Source organism: Myceligenerans indicum (assembly GCF_016742955.1).
Taxonomy (GTDB): Bacteria; Actinomycetota; Actinomycetes; order Actinomycetales; family Cellulomonadaceae; genus Myceligenerans; species Myceligenerans indicum.
In genome coordinates, this window is the sequence record NZ_JABBYC010000030.1 from 21101 (window position 1) to 42074 (window position 20974).

Below are 20974 nucleotides of genomic sequence, written 5' to 3' on the forward strand. Positions count from 1 at the left end.
GATCCCGGACTTGTCGGGATACGCTCCCAAGCGGGAGGCAGGTGATTTTCGGCGCATCGCGCAGGCCGTGTCTTCTTTCCGTGGATTCTTCTGTCCGTACCGGCCCGGAGGCTTTATGGGACTGGCTGAGTATCTCGGCGTTCTCCGCAAGTACTGGATGACCATCGCGGCAACCGTGGTGGTCGTCGTCGTGCTTGCCGTGATGGTGACCGTGCTGGCGGCGCCGCGGTATCAGGCGTCCTCACAGGTCTTCGTCTCCGTGCGGGGCGGGGACGACTCGGTGAGCGCACTCGTCGCCGGCCGGGCCTTCTCGGCCGAGCAGGTGACCTCCTACACGGAACTGGTGACCAGCCCCCGGGTGCTGGAGCCCGTGATCGACGAACTCGGTCTCGCGGACACGCCGGCGTCGCTCGCGTCCCGGGTGTCGGCCGATCGGCCCAAGGGCACCGTCCTGATCGACATCTCCGTCGAGGACGAGTCCCCCACGGTCGCCGCGGGAGTGGCGAACGGCGTCGCGGACAGCCTGGCCACCGTGGTGGCGGAGCTCGAGACGGAGGAAGGCAGCAGCACCTCCCCGGTCGAGGTCAGCACGATCCGCGATGCGACCGTGCCGGGCGTGCCGGCCTCACCCCGCCCGGTGCTGAACATCGCCCTCGGGCTGCTGGCAGGCCTCGTGCTGGGCGTCGGCATCGCCGTGCTGCGCGATGTGCTCGACACCCGTGTCCGAACCCCGGACGACGTCGAGACGATCGCCGGTGCGTCCGTGATCGGCGTGATCCCGTTCGACGCCGAGACCCCCAGGAAGCCCCTGATCGTCTCCGACAGCCCGCTCAACGGGCGCGCCGAGGCCTTCCGCCGGCTGCGGACGAACCTCCAGTTCCTCGAGGTCGGTACGGGCTCACGATGCTTCGTGGTCGTCTCGGCGCTCCCCGGGGAGGGGAAGTCGACGACGTCGATCAACCTGGCGATCACGCTGGCCGACGCGGGCTCGCGGGTTGCCGTCGTCGACGGTGACCTGCGCCGTCCGAGCATCTCGCGCTACCTCGGGATGGAGGGGTCCGTAGGCCTGACGACGGTACTGATCGGCAAGGTCGATCTCGCCGAGGCCATGCAGCCCTGGGGCAACGAGAACCTGCACGTCCTGCCGTCGGGCCAGATCCCGCCGAACCCGAGCGAGCTGCTGGGGTCGGTTCAGATGGTCAGGACGATCGAGCGCCTCACCAAGGAGTACGACGTCGTCCTCATCGACTCGGCACCGCTCCTGCCGGTGACCGACGGAGCGATCCTCGCGAAGATGACCGGCGGCGCCATCCTCGTCGTCGGCGCCGGAGTCGCGCACACCACGCAGGTGCAGGAGGCGGCCCGGGCGCTCGCCACGGTCGACGCCGACCTGGTCGGCACGGTCCTCAACCGGAGCGAACTCACCGAGCGGTCCCGCTACCAGTACCAGTACTACGCGAGCGACGAGAGTGACTCCCCGGCTGTCACGAGCCACCGGGAAGCGTCGAGCGCCCTCCTGGCCCGGGGGATCGCAGGACTGGGCAGGCACGCCACAGGCCTGGTCCGTCGCGCGGGCCATCTCGGCGACCGAACCGTTGGTCTGGGCCATCGGATCCCAGGCATGGGGAGCCGTGCCCCGGAGCGGCATTCGGCCGACCGCGCCGCCAGCCGTGCCGTCGGCCGCGAGGCCGCACGCCGGAGGGAACGCGGGGGCGGTGAACGGGCCGCGCAGGCGACGGTTCTCGGGGCGGGAGCGTCCGCCACGGTCGGCGCGGTCGGCGCGGTCGGCGCGGTCGCCACCGTGGCGACGGCCGCGGCCGTGACGGACCCGACCGCAGACCGGCCGGCGTCGGCGACGGAGGTCGTGCGGGAGGCCGGCGGCCCCCACGACGAGACGATGCCGGGCGAGTACGCGGCGCCCTGGTCCGGGGAAGGGCGCATGGTCCACGCGGACGGGGCCGATCGGGGCGGGGCCGAGGTGGGCGGCGCGGGCTCGGGCGAGGCAGTTCGGGATCATGCGGGCCCGGGCGACCCGGGTCGCGATCATGCGGGTCCGGATCGAGTGAGCCTGGATCGCGTGGGCCTGGACTATGTGGGCCTGGACCAGGCCGACCCGGATGACGCCGACCTGGATCAGGCCGATCTGGATGAGGCCGATCTGGATGAGGCCGATCTGGATGAGGCCGATCTGGATGAGGCCGATCTGGATGAGGCCGATCTGGATGAGGCCGATCTGGATGAGGCCGACCTGGACGGCATCGTCCTGGAGGACGCAGCTCCGGAGGGCACGGCTCTCGACGACAGACCGGCCGATTCGGCGGGCGGCACGGTCGGCCCGGTTCCGTGGCCGCCCGTGGCATCTCCCAACTGAGACGAGCGAGGAGCATCCGACAAGTGATTGCGCAGATCGACCGGGAGTACGTGACCACGGCCGGGCTACCGCCGGCGCTGCGGAGGCTGGCCGCCTACGTGTTCTTCGAGGGACGGCCCGCCGTGGTGCGCGGCCAGTGGTTCAACCCGGTGGTCCGGGCCAACCTCGACCTGGGTATGCGCCTCGGGATCCGTGAGGTGGACCGGCCGGTGTTCGTCGTCGGCATCGGGAGGTCGGGAACGACCCACCTGAGCAGGCTGCTCAGCGCGCACCGTGACGTCGCCTGGCTGAACGAGCCGAAGCTGATCTGGAACATGGTCCAGCGCGGCGAGGATGTCAGCGGCTTCTACGCGCCCCGCGGGCGGTTCCGGCTCGGAGCGCAGGACGTCACCCCCGAGGTGCGTGCCCGTGCCGAGAGCCTGTTCGGCTACTTCCTGTCGGTGGTGCGATCCCGCCGGCTGGTCGACAAGTACCCGGAGATGACCTACCGCGTCCCGTTCCTGCGGGCCTTGTTCCCGGACTGCAAGATCGTGGCCATCGTTCGCCGCCCGGACGACTTCGTGAACTCGGTCCTGGCCTGGAACGAGCGCAACGCGCACGGTGGCCAGGACTGGTGGGGCGTGAACGACAGCAAGTGGGACCACATGCGCGCCGAGCTCGTCCCGGCCGACCCGGCGGTGGAGGCGGCACTGGGCGCTGCGGGCGAGCGCTCCCCGAGCCCGGGGGAGAAGGCTGCGACCGAGTGGTCCCTGGGCATGCGCTCCCTCCTCGCGTCCAACGACGAGATCGACGAGATCGTGCGCTACGAGGACCTGGCACGACATCCCGGGAAGACCATCGAGGGCCTGCTCGAGACGTGCGAGCTGGAGCCCAGCCCCGAGGCGCTCACGCTTGCCCGCCGGTCGACGTCGAGCAGGCTGCGCGACGAGCGTGCCGACTTCGGTGTGCTGCACGACGTCGTCGGAAGGACGCGGGAGGCGATCGGGGTCTGAGCCCGGGGCCGAGGTGCGGCTCCGGTGGCCGCGGGCCTCGGACCCGGTCGGCGGTCAGGCTCGCGGTGGTGGCTACGGCTGTGGGTCGGGCCCGGTCTCACGCGGCCCGGTCTGTCGTGAGTCCACAGGGCCGGGCCGCCGGCGGGGGGTTTCCAGGCCGTGCTCGCGCCGCGCGGAGGCGACCTGCTCCCCGAGCCGGCCGGCCCATCTGCGCGTGCGCCGGGCCAGGCGCACGCCGACGGTCGGGGAGATCGCGTGGTGCGCCTCCAGGACCTGGCGCCGCGTGTCCAGGAGGGCCGACGTCAGCGGCGTCTCCGCCTCGTCGAGGAGCCGCCTGCCGTCGACACGACCCGTCTCGCCGTCCCGGTCGAGGAGCCGCTGGTAAAGACGTACCTGGGCAGGCGAGAGACCCAGCTTCGTCAGCGCATCCGGATCGTCGTCCTCCGCCGCGTGCCTGAGGTCCCGCACGACGTGGTCGGACGGGTCCGGGTCGTGGATGGGGTATCCGGAACGCTCCAGCCACTCACGAGTCCTGGCCAGAGTCTTCGCGGCGTCGGACATCAGCGAGCCGAACGAGATGAACAACGCCTCGCGCCCGTCGACGGCGTCGATCATGGAGCGGTTGTACCGCTCCCACAGCGCGACCCCGTACAGCAGCGGGAACCCGTTGCGCGCGTGCAGGGACCGGGCGACCTCGAGCGGATGGCGCACGGTCACGGTGAAGGACGCCGGACTCGCGTCCAGTCCCAGCCAGAGCGGAAGCGTGAGGCAGTTGCGCGGGTCCTTCCAGACCCAGGGCTCACTGCCCAGCCCCCGGAGCCGCCGCGAGAGCGCCGTCCGTCCGGCCTCGTCTCCGGCGGCCGCGGCCAGTGCGTGCGGCAGGGAGTCGGACGGGGCGGACCACTCGCATCCCGCGAGTGCCAGGATCTTGTCGTTCGCCCGGCGGAGCCGGATGTCCTCCCACTGCCCGAGCCTGTTGGTGCGCCGGATCTCGGGGTCTCGCGGCTCGTAGCCGACCATGCGACCGATCATCCGCGCATAGGCGGATGTGCCACTTCGATGCATCCCCAGAACGTATATACCCATATAAATCCTTTCATCTGGCGATGCGCTGTGTGGCATTCTCCGGCGGAATTCCTGTGCTCAGGATGCGCGCTTGGCGCCATTCCCGCGATCGCGCGCATTTCCTACCATCTCGTGTCAGTATCGAACGTGACTGTCCCGGCGGCGACGTCACGGGTGATAACGGCAGGCTCATGGGATGAGGAGCGGGAGTGCGCAAAGGGCGAATCAGCGTCGTTGTTGTCAACTACCATTCGGTGCATCACCTGAGGCGCTGCCTTGCCGGGCTCACGAGCGAGAAGCTGTCGCGAATCATCGTCGTGGACAACGCCTCGGGAGCTGACGAGGTCCGCGAACTCGAGCACCTGGTGGCCGGCGACGACCGGGTCACCCTGCTGGTCAACGAGACGAACGTCGGGTTCGGACCGGCTGTCAACCTCGCGGTGAGGTCCGCGGACTGGGGGCAGGAGGACCACCTGTGGATCCTCAACCCGGACACGGTGCCCGACGCCGATGCCCCGGATCGCCTGCTCGAGGCCATGGAGGCGGGCGATCTCGACATCGTCTCCCCGCTGATCACCATGGGACCGCCGGACGACCTCCGGGTGTGGTTCGCCGGCGGCGACGCCGACGCGCTGTCCGGTTCGGTGTCCCACGCCCTTTTCGGCCTTCCCGTGAAGGAGGTGCCGGAGGCCGCGGTGCTGCCGGCCCGGTTCATCACGGGTGCGGCACCGCTGATGAGCCACGCGACCTGGGCGGCGCTCGGAGGGTTCCGCGAAGACCTGTTCCTGTACTGGGAGGACGTCGACCTGTCGCTCCGCGCGCGCGGCCTCGGCCTCAGGATGGCCTGCCTTCCCGAGGCGCGCGTGTGGCACCTGCGGGGCGGCTCCTCGGGATCATCGGCGGGCCGCAGCGCGGACTTCTACTACTACGTCCAGCGGAACCGGATCCTCGTCTGCCGGCCGGCCGCCGGGTTGCCGAGGCTTCTGTTCGGACGAGGCGCCACGGAAGTCCTGCGGCTCCTGGCGAAACCCGTTCTGGTGGAGCCGGCGGACCGGGTGCGGAAGCTGTATTCCTCGACCCGGGGGCTGATCGACGGCATCCGCGGGGTGAACGGGCGTCGAGCGGCCGCACGCCTCGAGGACCGGCGGGTCGGCGTCGGCGTGGATGCCTAGCGGACGGCTCCGTCGCCGCGCCGGTCGTGCCGGCATGCCGTGAGTCGAGCTGCGGAGGATCCAAGCATGGTCAGTACACGTTGCGTGCTGCACATCGGTGCGGAGAAGACCGGCACCACAGCCGTGCAGACGGCCCTGAAGCGCCAGAGCGCCGAACTGCTCGGACACGGCGTGCTGTATCCCCGTGCGCTCAGGACTCGCCGCGGGATCAGCCACACGGGGCTGGCGACGTACGCGGCCGACCCGCACCGCGTCGACGACCTGCGCAGGGCTGCCGGGCTGACGACCCCGGCCCGTGTCGAGACCCACCGGCACGCCGTACGCCGCGCACTGCTCCGCGAGCTGTCCTCCGGTGAACCGCCGGCCACCGTGCTGCTCAGCAGCGAACACTGCCAGAGCCGCCTGCGGACGGTCGCAGAGGTTCGCGACCTGCGGGAGTTGCTCGCGGAGTTCTGCGACGACGTGACCGTGGTCCTGTACCTGCGTCCGCAGCACGAGGTGGCGCTGAGCCTTTACAGCACGAGGATGAAGGCGGGGCTGCCCCCGACGAACCCGCTGTCCGAGGACTCGGCGGAGCCGGGCTACTTCGACTACGGGGGGCTCGTCACGCGCTGGGCGACGGTCTTCGGAGCGGCGAACCTCCGTGTGCGCACCTTCGAGCCGGACCGGTTGATCGGTGGCAGCATCCTCGACGACTTCGCGGACGTCACCCGGCTTCCGGTGGCGCTGCGACGCTCGGGAGGGCGGGCGAACCCGTCGCTCAGTCCCCGGGGGATCCGGGTGCTCGGCGCGGCCAACACCGTCGTGCCACGCTTCCTTCTGGGCCGGGTGAATCCCTTGCGCCTTCCGCTGACGCGTCTTGTCGAACAGCTCTTCCGGGGGAGTGGTCCGGTGGTGGACCCGGACGAGGCGGCGACGTTCTACGAACGGTTCGCGGAATCCAACGACGTCGTGCGGTCGATGTACTTCCCCGGGAGGCCGACGCTGTTCAGCCCGGACTTCAGCGTGTACGAGCGTGCCCGATGACACAGGCTTCTCTCGCTCGTATCGGTGCGCGCGGCGGTGCGGTGACGCTGCTCGGCCAAGTGCTGATGGTCGCGGTTCGGATGGGTGCCCTGATCGTGCTTGCCCGTCTGATCGATCCGGGCACGTTCGGCCTCGTGGCGATCGTCGCCGCCATCTCGACGTTCGCCGTATCGGTGGTGCTGTTCGGGCTTCCGATGGCCGTGGCCCAGGCGGAGACGCTGAGCCGGCCGGCGAAGTCGACGCTGTTTCTCGTGAACGTGGGGCTCGGCCTTCTGCTCGGCGCCGCGCTGTTTCTCTCGGGCGGCTGGCTGGCGCGAGCCTACGGTGACGAACGGCTGGTCGGCGTCGCGCACTGGCTGGCCCTCATCCCGGTACTGATCGGACTGGCGACGCAGTCGCGGGCCCAGCTCATGCGGTCGCTCCGGTTCACCACGCTGTTCTTCGCCGAGGTCGTGGCGCTCGTCGTCGGGACGGGGGCGGCCGTGTTCCTGGCGGTGCGGGGCGCCGGGCTCGAGGCCGTCCTCACACAGCAGCTCGCGCCGGTCGCTCTCCAGGTCGTTCTCGTGGTGGTCGGGGGGCGATGGCTGCCGGGACGGCCCGGTGCCCTGGCGGAAGTCAGGAGCCTGCTCGCCGTCGGACTGCGGATCCTCGGGATGAACGTGCTGAAGAACGGATCGCGTCAGGTGATCGTTCCGGTCATGGGACTGAGCGTGCCGGCCGCCGCGCTCGGCAACTTCGACCGCGCCCAGCAGCTGATCGTCACCCCGATCAACCTGACCGTCGATCGGATGCAGCAGGTGGTCGTGCCGGTGCTGTCGAAGCTTCGTGGCCGGCCTGCCCGGATGCGCGCGTACGCGCAGCGGGCGCTGCTGCTCGGCGCGTACGGCACGGCGACGGTCTTCCTCCTGCTCGCCGTGCTCGGGCGCCCGCTCGTGAGGGTGGTGCTCGGACCCGGGTGGGAGACGGCCGGTGTGGTGATCCAGATCCTCGCGCTCGGGGCGACCTGCCGCGTGCTGGGGCAGACGATGCAGTGGATCTTCATCGCCGCCGGGGCGACGCGGCAGGGGCTGCGGTTCAACCTGTGGACCCAGCCGCTGGTGGTCGCGGTCTCCCTGGCCGGCCTGCCGTTCGGGGTCCTCGGCGTGGCGGTCATGAACTCGGTGGCGTGGGCGCTCTTCTGGCCGGTCGCGACCGTGGCCGCCGCACGCGCCGCGGGATTCCCGGCCGGCTCGTTCTTCGTGGGCCCGGCGCGGGCGATATGCCTGTTCGGGATCCCCGTCGCGGCCGTCGCAGCACTTCCGCTGCTCCTCGGGCTCTCCGACGGGGTCACCGTGGTGCTCGGTCTGGTCCTCGGGGGCTGCGCCGGTGCGCTGTCACGCCTGCTGTTCCGGACGGTGCGTTCGGACCTCGACGCGCTCGTGTCCACGGCGCGCCTCGCGCTCGCCCGGCGCACGAGCCCGGCGTCCGCGCGGCCGGAGCGCACCCATGGCGCCAACCTGCACGAACGGGACTGATCTGACACACTGCCTTGCATGCCTGAAGCATCGAAGATCGTGAAGGCCGCATCGGCGATCCTGCTCGACTTCGACGGACCGGTCACCGCTCTCATGCCGCCGAGCGTCGCCGCCATGGCGGCCGATGCCGCTCGGCGAGGCCTCTTCAACGCCGCCGTTCCCGTTCCCGCGTCGCTCGCGAGGACCACGAACCATCTCGAGGTGCTGCGCCATGCCGGCACCCTCGACCGCGTCGCCATCCGCATGACCGACGACGCCTGCATCAAGGCCGAGGTCGCCGCCGCCGCGAGGTCCGAGATCACCCCGGGGGCCCGCGAGATGCTGAAGACCGCCGCGAGACGTGGGCAGCAGGTGGTCATCATCAGCAACAACGCGCCCGAGGCGATCGAGGCATACCTGAACCGGTCCGACCTCGCCGGGTACGTTCACCTCGTGATCGGCCGGCCGCCCCGCCGGCCCGACCTGATGAAGCCGAACCCGTTCATGGTGCGCGGGGCGCTCACCCGGATCGGGGTGGCGGCGGCGGACGCCGTGATGATCGGTGACTCCGCGACCGACATGCGGGCGGCGCGGTCCGCCGCGGTGCCCGCCGTCGGCTTTGCCCGGACTCCCGGCAAGGTCAACGTGCTGTTCGAGGCCGGAGCTGACGACGTGACGGAAGACATGGCGGATCTCGCCTGATTTGTCTGTTTCATGAACCGCAAATGAAGTATTCGTGACGTAGATTCCGGCTGCACTGCGCGACACACGCACCACGGAGGATCGACACGTCATGGCGACCACACAGGCACCGGCGGCACGAGGAGTGCTCGACCGGTACTTCCGCATCAGCGAACGCGGCTCCACCGTCGCGACCGAGATTCGCGGCGGACTCGTCACCTTCTTCACGATGGCTTACATCGTGGTCCTGAACCCGCTGATCATCGGAACGGTCCAGGACAACGGTTTCGCCGGCAACTATCTCGGTGGTGGTTCGGAGCCGAACATTCCCGCCGTCGCCGCGGCCACCGCGCTCGTGGCGGGCGTGATGAGCATTCTCATGGGTGCCGTGGCGAACTACCCGATGGCGCTGGCGACGGGACTCGGCCTGAACGCCGTCGTCGCCTACTCGGTGGCCGCGCTGCCAGGTATGACCTGGGCCGACGCCATGGGAATCGTGGTTCTCGAGGGCCTCATCATCCTGGTGCTCGTGCTCACCGGGTTCCGGCAGGCCGTGTTCAACGCCGTACCGCACGACCTGAAGGTCGCGATCAGTGTCGGCATCGGCCTGTTCATCGCCTTCATCGGCCTGGTCGACGCCGGGTTCGTGCGCATCCCGGCATCGCTGGCCACACCCGTCGAACTGGGGATCGGCGGATCACTCGCCTCGTGGCCGCTGCTCGTGTTCGTCGTCGGCCTGCTCCTGACGGTCGTGCTCATGGTGCGCAGGATCAAGGGCGCCATCCTCATCGGGATCGTGACCAGCACCGTGCTGGCCGTGGTCCTGGAGACGATCGTGCAGGCGGGCGGGTCCCGCGACGCGGCAGGGGAACCCGTCGCCACGGGCTGGCGGCTGAACGTCCCGGCGCTGCCGGACTCCTGGGCCTCGCTGCCGGACCTCTCGCTGATCGGCCAGTTCTCGCTGTTCGGCTCGTTCTCCAAGATCGGTGTCGTGGCGGCCCTGCTGCTGGTGTTCACGCTCCTCATCGCCGACTTCTTCGACACGATGGGCACGATGGTGGCGATCGGTGGGGAGGCAGGTCTCCTGGACGAGAAGGGCAACCCGCCCAACACGACGCGGATCCTGATCGTCGACTCGATCGGCGCCGCTGCGGGTGGCGCGGGCTCGGTGTCCTCCAACACCAGCTACATCGAGTCGGCGTCCGGCGTGGGCGACGGTGCGCGGACCGGACTCGCCGCCGTCGTCACCGGGATCTGCTTCCTGCTGACGATGTTCTTCTCGCCCGCCGTCGCCATGGTTCCCTACGAGGCGGCCACCCCCGCGCTCGTGGTCGTGGGACTGCTGATGGTGGTCCAGATCACGGGGATCGACTGGAAGAACCTCGAGATCGCCGTGCCGGCGTTCCTCGGGATCATCCTCATGCCCTTCGCGTACTCGATCACGGCGGGAATCGGCGTCGCCGTGGTCACCTACGTGGTCATCAAGCTGGCGGTCGGCAAGGCCCGGCAGGTTCACCCGCTGCTCTGGGTGACGTCGGTCCTGTTCCTCGTCTACTTCCTTCAGGGGCCCATCGGCGCGGCCCTGGGCATCTGAGGCCGTAGCACTGGCTCGACGCCCGGAGGCACCTGGCCGGGAGCGTGGTCCTGGGAGGTGCGCGTGGTCGGGGGTTTGGCGTGTGGTCGGTCAAGTGATTGACCGACCACACGCCAAACCCCCGACCACACGTCATCGCAGGGCGACCGCCGGCCGCGCCTGGCCGCAGGGCAGCGGCGCCGATCCGCTTCGCCTGGGGGCTGGGGCGCCCACGGCGTCCCCGCCGCGCGGCAGAAGCCCCGTGGGTGCCTCAGCCCAGGAACACGTGGGCGCAGGTCATCTCCGGCCCGTAGGACGACTCCTCACTGATGCAGGCGATGGCGCCCCGGGTGAAGCCGGCGTTCAGGATGTTCGCGCGGTGCCCCTCGGAGTTCATCCAGCCGTCGGCCGCCTCGGAGGGACTCCAGCCACCGCGGGCGAGGTTCTCCCCGACCGTGGAGGTGGGGCAGCGGTCGAAGATCGGGTCCAGGGGAGCGTGCTCCAGCGCCTTGCCCCGCAGGGCCTCGGCACGTTCGAGCGCGATGTCGTAGGCGCAGTCATCGTGCGCCAGGGCGGTCACGCCGTGAGCCTCGCGACGCTGGTTCACCTCGGCCTCGAGGACTCGGGCGTACTGCACGGGATCGCTGAGGTTGGTCCCTGCGGACACCGTGCCGTCCCCGCCGCCTCCGCTCCCGCCGCCGCCCGCGGCCGGCGGATCCTCGCCACGCCCGTCCGCGGCGTCCGGCGACCTCTCGGGCGCGGGCCGGACCTTGATCGTGCTGGACCCGACCCCCTCGACGAACGATGCTGCGTGTCTCGAGACACTTACGGGGCGGGAGTCGTCCTCCGATTCTTGCGACGTGCCAGGTGTCGCCGTGTGGTGCGCTGAACCGGCAGCCTCGCCGATCTGCCAGCTGCCGGCCTCGAAGGCTGCCTCACCGGGACCCGGGTTGAACGTCACCGAGCAGGCGGACAGCGCTACCGCTGTGGCCACGGAGAGCAGGGGAACGACTATCCGGGCGGTGGCGGGCGGTCGGGCGACGTGCTCCAGATCTGGGGTGTTCGGGCGTCGTCCCATGGGGGATGAACCTCTTTGTCTTGCGGGGCTCGTAGCTTCGAGCGTTCTGGGGTGATATGTCAAGTCCCGATCGAGGATGTCCGATCTTCAGGGCGCGGCGGGTGCCGGCCAGGAGAAGAGACGCGACGACCCGACCCGCGCGGCCGCACGAGCGGGGAGCAGGGCCGCGGGTCGCGTGGAGATCAGCGGAACTGCACCGAGCGCGGTCGCAGCTTGCTGGGGTCGGCCTCCGCCGGGACGGGGGACTGGGGGGCACGGGCCGCGGCGTCGTGAGCGGTGCCGTCCGTGCTCGGGAGGCCGCCATGGCCGGCTCGGAGCGCGTCGGTGGTGGCAGCCAGTGTCGGCGCCTGTGCGGAGCGGTTGCCGTCCCGGTCCTGGCTCTCCTTCAGGCGCGCCTCGAACTCGGCCTGAGCGCGCAGCTCGGACTCGGTCGGCCAGAGGCCGACGACGAGCACCAGCAGCAGCGTGACGATGGAGACGGCCATGACGAGCGGCACGAGAAGCTCGCCGGTCGAGACTCCGCTGGGGATCGCGTCGGTGCCGCCCGACAGGCGGACGCCCATCATTCCGGTGTAGTGCATGCCTGTCACCGCGATGGCCATGACGACGGTGGCGATGACCGTGGCGACGGCGCCGCGGATGTGCGTGGTGCACCAGAGCGCGGCGGTCGCCGCGACGATGGCGATGATCACGGACGCTACGACGAACGCGCCGTTGTAGGACATCGTGGCATTCATCTTCATGGCCGCCATGCCCATGTAGTGCATGGTGGCGACGCCTGCACCGGTCAGGAACCCGCCGATCATCATGCTCGGCAGACGCTGCCCACCGATCTGGTTGACGAAGAGCCCGATGCCGACGACGACGATCGCCACCCCGGCGCTGAGCAGGGTGAGCGGGATGTCGTACCGGATGGTCACGCCGTCGGGGGCGAAGCCGAGCATCGCGACGAAGTGCATGACCCAGATGCCGGTGCCGCCGATGGAGACGGCCCCGAGGCTCAGCCAGGTGGCGCGGGCCAGGCCGGTCGCCGCCCGGGATCGGGACGTGCAGGACAGGCCCACGGCGCAGCCCGTGCATGACAGCAGGAACGCCAGGGCGGGCGTGATGAGCCCGTAGGCGAAGTGGTCGGTGATTGACATGTTCGGTTATTGGCCTCTCGGAGTTTCCTCGTGGCGGCCGTCCGTCTGGGGGACAGACGCGGGCCCTGCGACGACGCAGAGCCCTCTGACCGGCCCGTGGAGATCTGGGGGGCGGGCCGTTATCGCAACGTTACAGATAATGCATCGAACGGACAATAGGTGTCAGGACCCATCTTACTGAAACTTTTCACCACAAAGAGTAAAAACGTATCAAAACGACCGCCCGATGACATCACTCGGAGAGGCCTCGGCCGCGGTTTCGCGGCACAAGGCGGCGGGAGTGCGGCACGCTACCGCACTCCCGCCGTGATTCACATCACAGTTGTGGATGTCGCGTCCGGTGGGCGACACGCCCCCGTCGCGGCCGCTATATCGCGGCGAACAGGTGCTTTGCGAGATCCTCCGGAAGATCGAGCACGGTTTCGGAGCCCTCGGCGCCGACCGTGTAGGTGGTGCCCTCCAAGGAGAGTGTGATACGCGCGCCGGGAGTGATGCCGGCCTCCGACAGCCGGGCGAGCAGATTCACGTCGGTCTGCAGCGGCTCCGCGATCCGTGCCAGCGTCGCCGAAGACGGGCCGGGCGCCCCCTTCTTCGCCGCGGCCTCGAACAGTGTGGGCAGCGCGGCCACGCCCTCGAGGTATCGCGGCTCGGCGAAGCTCTCCCCGAGCTCCGTCAGGCCCGGGATCGGGTTGCCGTACGGGTCGACGTGAGGGTGGTCGAGCAGCCCGATCAGGCGCTCCTCCACCAGCTCGCTCATCACGTGCTCCCAGCGGCATGCCTCGACGTGCACGTGTTCCCAGTCCAGCTTGATGACGTCGGTGAGCAGCCGCTCCGCCAGGCGGTGCTTGCGCATCACTCGCATCGCCTTGTGCTGGCCGGTCTCGGTCAGCTCGAGGTGACGGTCGCCCGTGACGACGACGAGCCCGTCACGCTCCATGCGCGCGACCGTCTGCGACACCGTGGGCCCGGAGTGGCCCAGACGCTCGGCGATCCGTGCGCGCAGCGGCGTGATGCCTTCCTCGTCCAGCTCGTAGATCGTCTTGAGGTACATCTCGGTGGTGTCGATCAGGTCGGTCACGTCAACTCCATGTTCTCTGCCGCAGCCCCGGACCAAGCCTATCCGCGAAAGTGGAACGTCCGACGGTCGGGCCGGTGCCCCGAACTACAGTTCAGGAATGGACCTGAAGATCCCCGCCGACCTGCTCCCCGCCGACGGCCGCTTCGGCTCCGGCCCCTCCAAGGTGCGTGTCGAGCAGGTGCGGCGTCTGCTCGACACTCCTGCCGTGCTGGGAACCTCCCACCGCCGGCCCCCGGTCAAGGACCTGGTGCGGCGGATCCGGGACGGCGTCACGGAACTCCTGAGCGCCCCGGACGGGTACGAGGTGGCGCTCGGCAACGGCGGGTCGACGGCGTTCTGGGACCTGGCGACGCTGTGCCTCGTGGAACGCCGTGCGCAGCACGCGGCGTTCGGCGAGTTCGGCGCCAAGTTCGCACAGGCCACGGCCCGTGCGCCGTTCCTGGAGGGCTCCCAGGTGATCGAGGCCGCCCCGGGCACGGTCTCCCACCTCACGGCCGCCGACGGCGTCGACGTATACGCGACCCCGCACAACGAGACCTCAACGGGCGCCATGGTGCCGGTCCGGCGTGTCGAGGGTGCCGACGAGGGTGCCCTGCTGCTCACGGATGCGACCTCGGGCGCGGGGGCGCTGCCCGTGGACCTGGCACAGACCGACGCCTACTACTTCGCGCCGCAGAAGGCGTTCGGGTCCGACGGCGGTCTCTGGCTGGCCGTTCTCTCTCCCGCCGCGATCGAGCGGGCCGCACGGCTGGAATCGGGCGCACGCTGGGTCCCGGAGTTCCTCTCCCTGACCGCGGCGGTCGAGAACTCCCGCAAGGACCAGACGCTGAACACGCCCGCCGTCGCGACCCTGGTCATGCTGGCCGACCAGCTCGAGTGGATGCTCGGCAACGGCGGCCTGGAGTGGGCGGTGCGGCGCTGTGCCGACTCTGCCCGGAATCTCTACGACTGGGCAGAAGGCCGTGACTGGGCGACGCCCTTCGTGGCCGGCCCGCAGGAGCGTTCCACCGTCGTGGGCACCATCGACCTCGACGGTGGCATCGACGCCGGCGCGGTGATCGAGACGCTGTCGGAGAACGGGATCCAGGACGTGTTCGCCTACCGCAAGCTGGGGCGTAACCAGCTGCGTGTGGGGATGTATCCGGCGGTCGACCCCGACGACGTCGCAGCCCTGACCGCGTGCGTGGACTACGTGGTGGAGCGGCTCTGACCGGAGGCCTCCGGCTGTGTCGCGGATGTGTGGAATCTGTCACGATGATGATCCGTGGGGACTATTTCCGTTGCAGGAGCGTGACATGGCGGTCGGCCCTGGGGTACTTTCAGCAGGCTCGATGGCTCAACGCCGACGGGCCTCCGGACGGACGCCGAACCCTGTCACCGGCCGGGGAACCCCACGATCCGCATGGCAGGGGCGGGGGACCCATTGATGGGCGCCAGGGTGCGTCCTAGGGGTGAAGCCGTGTCGTCGTCTGGACGCGCGGCCGGGCGTGCTCCTACCCGAACCCGACAGCTGACCTCGCAGGCGCACCTGGAGATACTCGTGACCGCACGTACTGCTGCCGGGCGCCATCGCGCCGCGCGCCGACCAGTGACCTCGCTCACCGATCTCGTGCAGAACTCCCAGCTCGGACGCCGGACGGCCGTCGCGGCCGCCGCGGGCGGAATCCTCGTCTCGACCTTCGGTGCCACCGCCGCGCAGGCAGCCCCGAACGAGTCCGTGAAGGACGACCACAGCAAGCTCGGCACGCTCGATCTGAGCGCACTCGCCAACGAGGCGCACGAGGTCGTCGAAGCCGCCCCGGTGGTCACCGTCGCCCGCGACGCCAAGATGGCCGCCGAGACCGGCGTCGTCTCCGTGACCCCTGCCTCGGAGAACGAGGAGTACCAGGCACAGCTCGCCGCCGAGGCGGCGGCCGAGGAAGCGGCAGCGGCGGCGGCCGCCGCGGCGGCGACCACAGCTGCCGCCACCGAGACCGCCGCGCCCGCGACGACGGCCCCGGCCTCCGCGAACGGCTCGGAGATCATCTCGATCGCGTCGCGCTACGTGGGCACCCCCTACCTGTCCGGCGGCACCACACCCAGTGGCTTCGACTGCTCGGGCTTCACCGCCTACGTGTACGCGCAGGTGGGCATCTCGCTGCCGCACTCCTCGTCGGCGCAGGCCGCCGGGGGCACCGTCGTGTCGGCCTCCGCAGCCGTCGCTGGTGACCTCATCTACGCCCCGGGTCACATCGGCATCTATGCCGGCGGCAGCACGATGATCGACGCCCCGAAGCCGGGTGGCACGGTCCAGTTCCGCACCATCTGGATGAGCAACCCGACGTTCATCCGGTACTGACATCCGGTACCGAGCTTTCCGGAGATCTCTCCTGACAACGCCGAGCGGCCGCTCGGCGTTGTAGCGTTGGAGCGCGACGCCGCACGCTCCGACGAGGAGGACGTAGATGACTCGACCCGAGGTCGTACTGGTGGGGGTCGACGGGTCCGCCGCCAGCATGCACGCGCTCGACTGGGCGGTGGCCTGGGCCGGCAAGGTCGGCTGGTCGCTGCACCTCGTGAGCAGCTATACGCTCCCTTCCTTCACCGCCGCCTCGCTCGACGGCGGCTATGCCGCGTTCGACGACACGTCGATGGCCGAGGGCGCGCAGGCGGTTCTCGACGAGGCGGAGGAGCGTGCGGTCGCGGCCGGCGCCCGGGTCACGACCTCGGTCGCCACGGGCGACGCGGCAGGCGTGCTGGTGGAGCTGTCCGAGGACCACGGCCTGGCCGTCGTCGGCACCCGTGGGCGCGGCGGGTTCACGGAACGGTTGCTCGGCACCGTGTCGTCGGCGCTGCCCGCGCACGCCCACTGCCCGGTCGTGGTGGTTCCGCTGGCCTCGGAGAAGAAGGACATGTGGTCCCAGGAGGGGGCGCAGGAGACCGTCCTGGGCTCCGCGGTTGCGGGTTCCGCTCTCGAGCCGGAGAAGATCGCACCCGCCGCGACGGTCGGGCCCGACGGCCTGCCGCAGGTGCGGCGCATCGTCGTCGGCGTGGACGGGTCGCCGCAGGCCGAGGCCGCGCTCACGCAGGCCATCGAGCAGGCGCAGGCGTGGGGTGCGGAACTGTCCGCCGTGGCCGGCGTTCCGGTGGGTTCCGGGGCGGGGTTGCTGGCGTGGCTGCCGTCCAACATCGACCACGAGCAGGTGCTCGCGGACGTGTCGGCGGGACTGGACGCGATCGTCGACAAGCACGAGGCCCTGCATCCCGGGATGAGCATCCGGCGCATCGTCCTGGACGGTACGGGCGCGGAACTGCTCACCGAGTTCTCCACGGCGGCGGATCTGGTCGTGGTGGGGTCGCGGGGCCGTGGCGGCTTCCGTGGCCTGCTGCTCGGCTCGACGAGTCAGGCGGTTCTGCACCACAGCGCCTGCCCCGTCCTGGTGGTCAACCGACACTGCCAGGACGACGAGTGAGGGCGGGTACCGAGTGAGGGCGGGCGCCGAACGGTCGCCTCGCACGCCGTGGTCGTCCCCGGCGTGGACTCCGACGGCGTGCGAGTGCCCGGACGGCGTGGTCCTGCCGTCGCCTAGCACGGCGGGGCGTGAGTCCTGTCGGATCACATGATGTCGCATCGGGGATACGGCGCGTAGGGTTCTTGAGGTGACCACTACGACGTCGTCCCCGAACGCCGCCGCGCTCACCGCGGCCCTTCCCGAGCTGCGTGAGGCCTACGCGGCGCTCCAGGCCAAGGGCCTGAAGCTCGATCTCACTCGCGGCAAGCCGTCGGCCGAGCAGCTCGACCTGTCGAACCCGATGCTGGCTCTGCCGGGGACGCGGTCCCGCGGCGAGTCGGGCACGGACGTGCGCAACTACGGCGGACTCGACGGCCTGCCCGAGCTGCGGGCGATCTTCGCCCAGCTGCTGGACGTCCCGGTCGACCAGTTGCTGGCCGGTGGCAACGCGTCGCTGACGATGATGTACGACACGGTCGCCTGGGCGATGCTGTTCGGGTTCCCCGAGTCGCCGGCACCGTGGTCGCGCGAGGAGACGGTGCGCTGGATCTGCGCGGTGCCCGGGTACGACCGGCACTTCTCCGTGTGCGAGGAGCTCGGGATCGAGATGATCACCGTGCCGATGACCGAGACCGGGCCCGACGCCCAGGCCGTGGCGGAGCTCGTCGCCGACGACCCGACGATCAAGGGCATGTGGGTGGTCCCCACCTATGCGAACCCCGACGGCTCGGTCGTGTCCGACGACGTGGCGCGCGCCCTGGTGGAGATGCCGGCCGCCGCACCCGACTTCCGCATCCTGTGGGACAACGCCTACGCGCTGCACCACCTGACCGACGTCGAGACGCCCACGGCCCCCGTGCTCCGGCTGGCCGCCGAGGCCGGAAACCCGGACCGCGTCGTCATGTACGCCTCCACGTCCAAGATCACCTGGGCGGGCGGCGGTGTGTCGTTCCTCGCCTCCTCGCCGGCGAACATCGCCTGGTACAAGAAGCACCTCGCGAAGGCGTCGATCGGCCCGGACAAGGTGAACCACCTGCGCCACGCCATGTTCTTCGGGTCCGCCGACGGCGTGCGGGAGCACATGCGCAAGCACCGTGAGATCCTCGCGCCCAAGTTCCGGGCGGTCACCTCGATCCTGGCCGAGCGGCTCGGGAAGTACGGGGTGGGGGAGTGGACCGACCCGCGGGGCGGGTACTTCGTGTCGCTCGACGTCGTTCCTGGTACCGCCGCCCGGGTCGTGGGGCTGGCCAAGGAGGCGGGGATCGCGCTGACTCCGGCCGGGGCGACCTTCCCCTACGGGAACGACCCGGAGGACAAGAACATCCGGCTGGCCCCCTCGATGCCTCCGTTGTCGGAGATCACCGAGGCCATGGAGGGCGTCGCGACCTGTGTGCTGCTGGCGGCCGCCGAGGCGTTCGCGGGCGAGTAGCGGTCCGCCGGGCAGGGCTCAGCGTCCCGCGCCGTCCTCCGGCTCGTCGCCCGGGCCGGGATACGACGGCACGGGACCGGGGTCCTGCCGCGGCGCGGACTCCTCCGAGGGTGGCTCGTCCGCGGCGGGGTCACGGAGAGACTTCAGGGAGACCTCCAGGATCTTCAGGGCGTGCGTCAGTTCCGGGCGCGCAATGGACAGCGGCGGGGAGAACCGGATCGTCGTGCCGTGGGTCTCGCGCGCGAGGACGCCCCGCTCCAGGAGCTCCTCGCACACGGCCCGTGCGGAGTCCTCCCGGCCCGGGGTGAGGGAGGGGTCGACGTCGATGCCTGCCCACAGGCCCGCCGCGCGGAAGCCGGTCAGGAGACCCTGGTCCGTCAGGCGCTGGAGGTGGTCGCGCAGCACGTCGCCCAGCTGCGCGGCCCGGGCCTGGTACTGGCCGGGCTCCAGGAGGTCCAGCACCGCGATCGCGATCGCGCATGCCAGCGGGTTGCCGCCGAACGTCGAGCCGTGAGTGCCCGGGGTGAGGACCTCGAGCACGTCCCGCCGGCCGACCACGGCCGAGGACGGGACGATGCCCCCGCCCAGCGCCTTCCCGAGGACCGCGAGGTCGGGCCTGGTGGCCCACAGCTCGCACGCCAGGATGTGACCGGTGCGGCCCAGGCCGGACTGGACCTCGTCGGCCACGAGGACGACGTCGCGCCGGTCCGCCAGCTCGCGGAGGCGAGGCCAGAAGCCGTCCGGGGGGACGACGACGCCGGCCTCCCCCTGCACCGGTTCCATGAGGACCGCGACCGTCGCCTCGTCGATGGTGTCGGCGACCGCGTCGGCGTCGCCGAACGGGACGGTGCGGAAGCCGGGGGTGAACGGGCCGAAACCCGCGCGGACGACGGGATCGTCGGAGAGGCCGGAGAGCGTGGTCGTCCGGCCGTGGAAGTTGCCGGAGGCGACCACGATGTTCGCTTCGTCCTCCGGGACGCCCTTGACGTCGTACCCCCACTTGCGCACCGCCTTGATCGCGGTCTCGACCGCCTCCGCGCCGGTGCCGGCCGGCACGACGAGGCTGTCCGGACCACCCGTGGTCAGCGGCCCGACGACGTCGGCCAGGCGGCGGGCGAAAGGTTCGAGGAGTTCGTGCCGCACCGCGCGCGAGGTGAGCGTCAGGTGGTTGAGCTGGCTGATCGCCGCCGACAGCAGTGCCTGATGCCGGTGGCCGAAGTTCAGCGCCGAGTACCCGGCGAGGAAGTCGAGGTAGGCGTCACCGTCCACGTCCCAGACATAGGCGCCCTGGGCGCGGGAGATCGTGACGGGGAGCGGGTCGTAGTTCGGGGCCAGTGCCGACCTCTCCGCCGTGTCACGCGGTTCTGCCATACATCGAGGGTAGGAGGTTTCTCAGCTGGTCGCCGCCGCGACAGAGAGTTTCTGCCCCTTGTTGTCGCGTTCCGCCGCCCGCGGACTCCGGGACCGTCAGGACTCTCACTCGTCGGGGAGGGACTGCTCCAGTTCCTTGCGGCTCTTTCCCCGCAGGCGGGGGCGTCGCCTGACACCGAGTCGCTTCGTGGCGGGCCGGTCCTCGATCACGCGCGGGAAGTGGTCCGGCGGCGGGCCGAACGCGATCCGGGACTGCGCGATCACCGTGTGTCCCAGGGCGCGTGCTCCGAACCAGCCGACCACCGCACCGATCCCGAAAGGCATGATGCGCCCGATCAGCAGGCTGCCCTGCTTGGCCAGCTGCTTCTGCACGAACTTGTGGGTCAGGGCCTTGTTGACGCGGGTCAGGGTGGTGCGCGGCATGCTCGTGAGCAGCACCTTGCCCCACGCGACGCCCGAGCCTCCGATGGCGTTCTCCACGTCCTGGGCGCCCTTGTCGCCCAGAACCGTCGCCAGCAGCAGGGCCCGGCGACGAGGCACGTCCTCCGTGTCGATGCCGTGCACGTCCGCGACGGCCAGGGAGAACGCCGCCGACGACGCGAAGAACGTGGCGACGTCGCTCGTGGAGAGCGCGGCGCTCGTCGCCGTGCCGACGGCGGGGATGGCCGCCGCGGCGCCCACCGCGCTGCCCGTGGTCTCGATGACCCGCAGGTACTCCTTCTCCAGGAGAGTGATGATCTCCGCCGGGGAGGCATGCGGGTTCCGTGCGCGGATCTTGTCGACATGTCGGCGGATCGCCGCCGACGGCACCGTCACGGCCTTGTCGACCAGGTGGTCGAGCGGGCTGCTGGGCTGGTAGTTCACCCAGTCCGCGGGCGTGACCTCGATGGAGTTGTCGGGCTTGAGCACCTCGTTGCCGGGAGCGCCGGTCTCGTCGGCAGTGCTGGTTTCCGGGGGGCTCTGCGTGCGGTCCGTCTGCTGCTCGTCCTTGGCCATGCGGTCCTCTCGGCAG

The 20974-nt window shown here is 70.4% G+C and carries 17 protein-coding genes and 1 riboswitch; of the genes, 11 read left to right on the forward strand and 6 right to left on the reverse strand.

From position 1 onward, the window contains the following. Positions 1 to 115 precede the first annotated feature (115 nt). The gene (locus HGK34_RS14790) at positions 116 to 2371 is read left to right on the forward strand and encodes a polysaccharide biosynthesis tyrosine autokinase (protein WP_201848732.1); all 2256 of its coding nucleotides are present in this window, start codon (positions 116 to 118) and stop codon (positions 2369 to 2371) included. Positions 2372 to 2394: 23 nt separating this feature from the next. Then, positions 2395 to 3363, forward strand: a complete 969-nt coding sequence (locus HGK34_RS14795) for a sulfotransferase family protein (RefSeq protein WP_201848734.1) — start codon at positions 2395 to 2397, stop codon at positions 3361 to 3363. Positions 3364 to 3435: 72 nt separating this feature from the next. On the opposite strand, the gene HGK34_RS14800 is transcribed toward HGK34_RS14795, so the two are convergent. Next, positions 3436 to 4428 carry a sulfotransferase family protein gene (locus tag HGK34_RS14800; protein WP_201848736.1) on the reverse strand — a complete coding sequence of 331 codons (993 nt, stop codon included), beginning with the start codon at positions 4426 to 4428 and terminating at the stop codon, positions 3436 to 3438. Between the two features lie 209 nt (positions 4429 to 4637). On the opposite strand from HGK34_RS14800, the gene HGK34_RS14805 reads away from it, so the two are divergent. The 5 genes from HGK34_RS14805 (at position 4638) to HGK34_RS14825 (ending at position 10394) form a co-directional block, all read left to right on the forward strand. Then, on the forward strand, positions 4638 to 5600 hold the full coding sequence (locus tag HGK34_RS14805; RefSeq protein ID WP_307815977.1) for a glycosyltransferase family 2 protein: 963 nt from the start codon (positions 4638 to 4640) through the stop codon (positions 5598 to 5600). A gap of 66 nt (positions 5601 to 5666) precedes the next feature. After that, on the forward strand, positions 5667 to 6626 hold the full coding sequence (locus HGK34_RS14810) for a hypothetical protein (protein ID WP_201848741.1): 960 nt from the start codon (positions 5667 to 5669) through the stop codon (positions 6624 to 6626). Continuing rightward, positions 6623 to 8140 carry an oligosaccharide flippase family protein gene (locus tag HGK34_RS14815; protein WP_201848743.1) on the forward strand — a complete coding sequence of 506 codons (1518 nt, stop codon included), beginning with the start codon at positions 6623 to 6625 and terminating at the stop codon, positions 8138 to 8140. The genes HGK34_RS14810 and HGK34_RS14815 overlap by 4 nt, the downstream gene beginning before the upstream one ends. Positions 8141 to 8158: 18 nt before the next feature. Next, positions 8159 to 8821, forward strand: a complete 663-nt coding sequence (locus tag HGK34_RS14820; RefSeq protein ID WP_201848745.1) for an HAD family hydrolase — start codon at positions 8159 to 8161, stop codon at positions 8819 to 8821. A 91-nt stretch (positions 8822 to 8912) separates the two neighbouring features. Beyond that, a complete protein-coding gene (locus tag HGK34_RS14825; protein ID WP_201848747.1) occupies positions 8913 to 10394 on the forward strand; it encodes an NCS2 family permease in 1482 nt (493 codons plus the stop codon). Between the two features lie 250 nt (positions 10395 to 10644). Here HGK34_RS14825 and HGK34_RS14830 read toward each other — a convergent pair whose 3' ends face one another. From HGK34_RS14830 to HGK34_RS14840, 3 genes are all read right to left on the reverse strand, one after another. Continuing rightward, on the reverse strand, positions 10645 to 11451 hold the full coding sequence (locus HGK34_RS14830) for a CAP domain-containing protein (protein WP_201848749.1): 807 nt from the start codon (positions 11449 to 11451) through the stop codon (positions 10645 to 10647). A 182-nt stretch (positions 11452 to 11633) separates the two neighbouring features. Beyond that, a complete protein-coding gene (locus HGK34_RS14835) occupies positions 11634 to 12593 on the reverse strand; it encodes an MHYT domain-containing protein (protein WP_207193472.1) in 960 nt (319 codons plus the stop codon). 367 nt (positions 12594 to 12960) lie between these two features. Next, positions 12961 to 13671, reverse strand: a complete 711-nt coding sequence (locus HGK34_RS14840) for an iron-dependent transcriptional repressor DtxR (protein WP_201848751.1) — start codon at positions 13669 to 13671, stop codon at positions 12961 to 12963. 97 nt (positions 13672 to 13768) lie between these two features. Between HGK34_RS14840 and serC the strand changes: the two genes are divergently transcribed. The 4 genes from serC (at position 13769) to HGK34_RS14860 (ending at position 18591) form a co-directional block, all read left to right on the forward strand. After that, complete coding sequence (serC, locus tag HGK34_RS14845; RefSeq protein ID WP_201848753.1) at positions 13769 to 14881, forward strand: phosphoserine transaminase; 1113 nt, start codon at positions 13769 to 13771, stop codon at positions 14879 to 14881. Positions 14882 to 15023: 142 nt separating this feature from the next. Further along, a riboswitch (cyclic di-AMP (ydaO/yuaA leader) is annotated at positions 15024 to 15210 on the forward strand. 1 nt (position 15211) lies between these two features. After that, positions 15212 to 16009 carry a C40 family peptidase gene (locus tag HGK34_RS14850; protein WP_307815978.1) on the forward strand — a complete coding sequence of 266 codons (798 nt, stop codon included), beginning with the start codon at positions 15212 to 15214 and terminating at the stop codon, positions 16007 to 16009. A 106-nt stretch (positions 16010 to 16115) separates the two neighbouring features. Further along, entirely contained in the window at positions 16116 to 17123 is a 1008-nt protein-coding gene (locus tag HGK34_RS14855) for a universal stress protein (protein ID WP_201848757.1), read from the forward strand. A 187-nt stretch (positions 17124 to 17310) separates the two neighbouring features. Continuing rightward, on the forward strand, positions 17311 to 18591 hold the full coding sequence (locus tag HGK34_RS14860; protein WP_201848759.1) for an aspartate aminotransferase type Ic: 1281 nt from the start codon (positions 17311 to 17313) through the stop codon (positions 18589 to 18591). Between the two features lie 18 nt (positions 18592 to 18609). Here HGK34_RS14860 and rocD read toward each other — a convergent pair whose 3' ends face one another. Both rocD and HGK34_RS14870 read right to left on the reverse strand, forming a co-directional pair. Continuing rightward, complete coding sequence (gene rocD, locus HGK34_RS14865) at positions 18610 to 19962, reverse strand: ornithine--oxo-acid transaminase (RefSeq protein WP_201848761.1); 1353 nt, start codon at positions 19960 to 19962, stop codon at positions 18610 to 18612. Positions 19963 to 20067: 105 nt separating this feature from the next. Next, positions 20068 to 20958, reverse strand: coding sequence for a hypothetical protein (locus HGK34_RS14870; RefSeq protein WP_244666779.1), 891 nt, complete (start codon positions 20956 to 20958; stop codon positions 20068 to 20070). Positions 20959 to 20974 lie beyond the last annotated feature (16 nt).

Excerpts from the sequence above, each read along its gene's own strand:
- HGK34_RS14835 (WP_207193472.1), bottom strand. The coding sequence starts at position 12,593 with ATGTCAATCACCGACCACTTCGCCTACGGGCTCATCACGCCCGCCCTG.
- serC (WP_201848753.1), top strand. The coding sequence starts at position 13,769 with ATGGACCTGAAGATCCCCGCCGACCTGCTCCCCGCCGACGGCCGCTTC.
- HGK34_RS14870 (WP_244666779.1), bottom strand. The coding sequence starts at position 20,958 with ATGGCCAAGGACGAGCAGCAGACGGACCGCACGCAGAGCCCCCCGGAA.
- rocD (WP_201848761.1), bottom strand. The coding sequence starts at position 19,962 with ATGGCAGAACCGCGTGACACGGCGGAGAGGTCGGCACTGGCCCCGAAC.
- HGK34_RS14800 (WP_201848736.1), bottom strand. The coding sequence starts at position 4,428 with ATGCATCGAAGTGGCACATCCGCCTATGCGCGGATGATCGGTCGCATG.
- HGK34_RS14815 (WP_201848743.1), top strand. The coding sequence starts at position 6,623 with ATGACACAGGCTTCTCTCGCTCGTATCGGTGCGCGCGGCGGTGCGGTG.
- HGK34_RS14830 (WP_201848749.1), bottom strand. The coding sequence starts at position 11,451 with ATGGGACGACGCCCGAACACCCCAGATCTGGAGCACGTCGCCCGACCG.
- HGK34_RS14790 (WP_201848732.1), top strand. The coding sequence starts at position 116 with ATGGGACTGGCTGAGTATCTCGGCGTTCTCCGCAAGTACTGGATGACC.
- HGK34_RS14810 (WP_201848741.1), top strand. The coding sequence starts at position 5,667 with ATGGTCAGTACACGTTGCGTGCTGCACATCGGTGCGGAGAAGACCGGC.
- HGK34_RS14825 (WP_201848747.1), top strand. The coding sequence starts at position 8,913 with ATGGCGACCACACAGGCACCGGCGGCACGAGGAGTGCTCGACCGGTAC.
- HGK34_RS14820 (WP_201848745.1), top strand. The coding sequence starts at position 8,159 with ATGCCTGAAGCATCGAAGATCGTGAAGGCCGCATCGGCGATCCTGCTC.
- HGK34_RS14855 (WP_201848757.1), top strand. The coding sequence starts at position 16,116 with ATGACTCGACCCGAGGTCGTACTGGTGGGGGTCGACGGGTCCGCCGCC.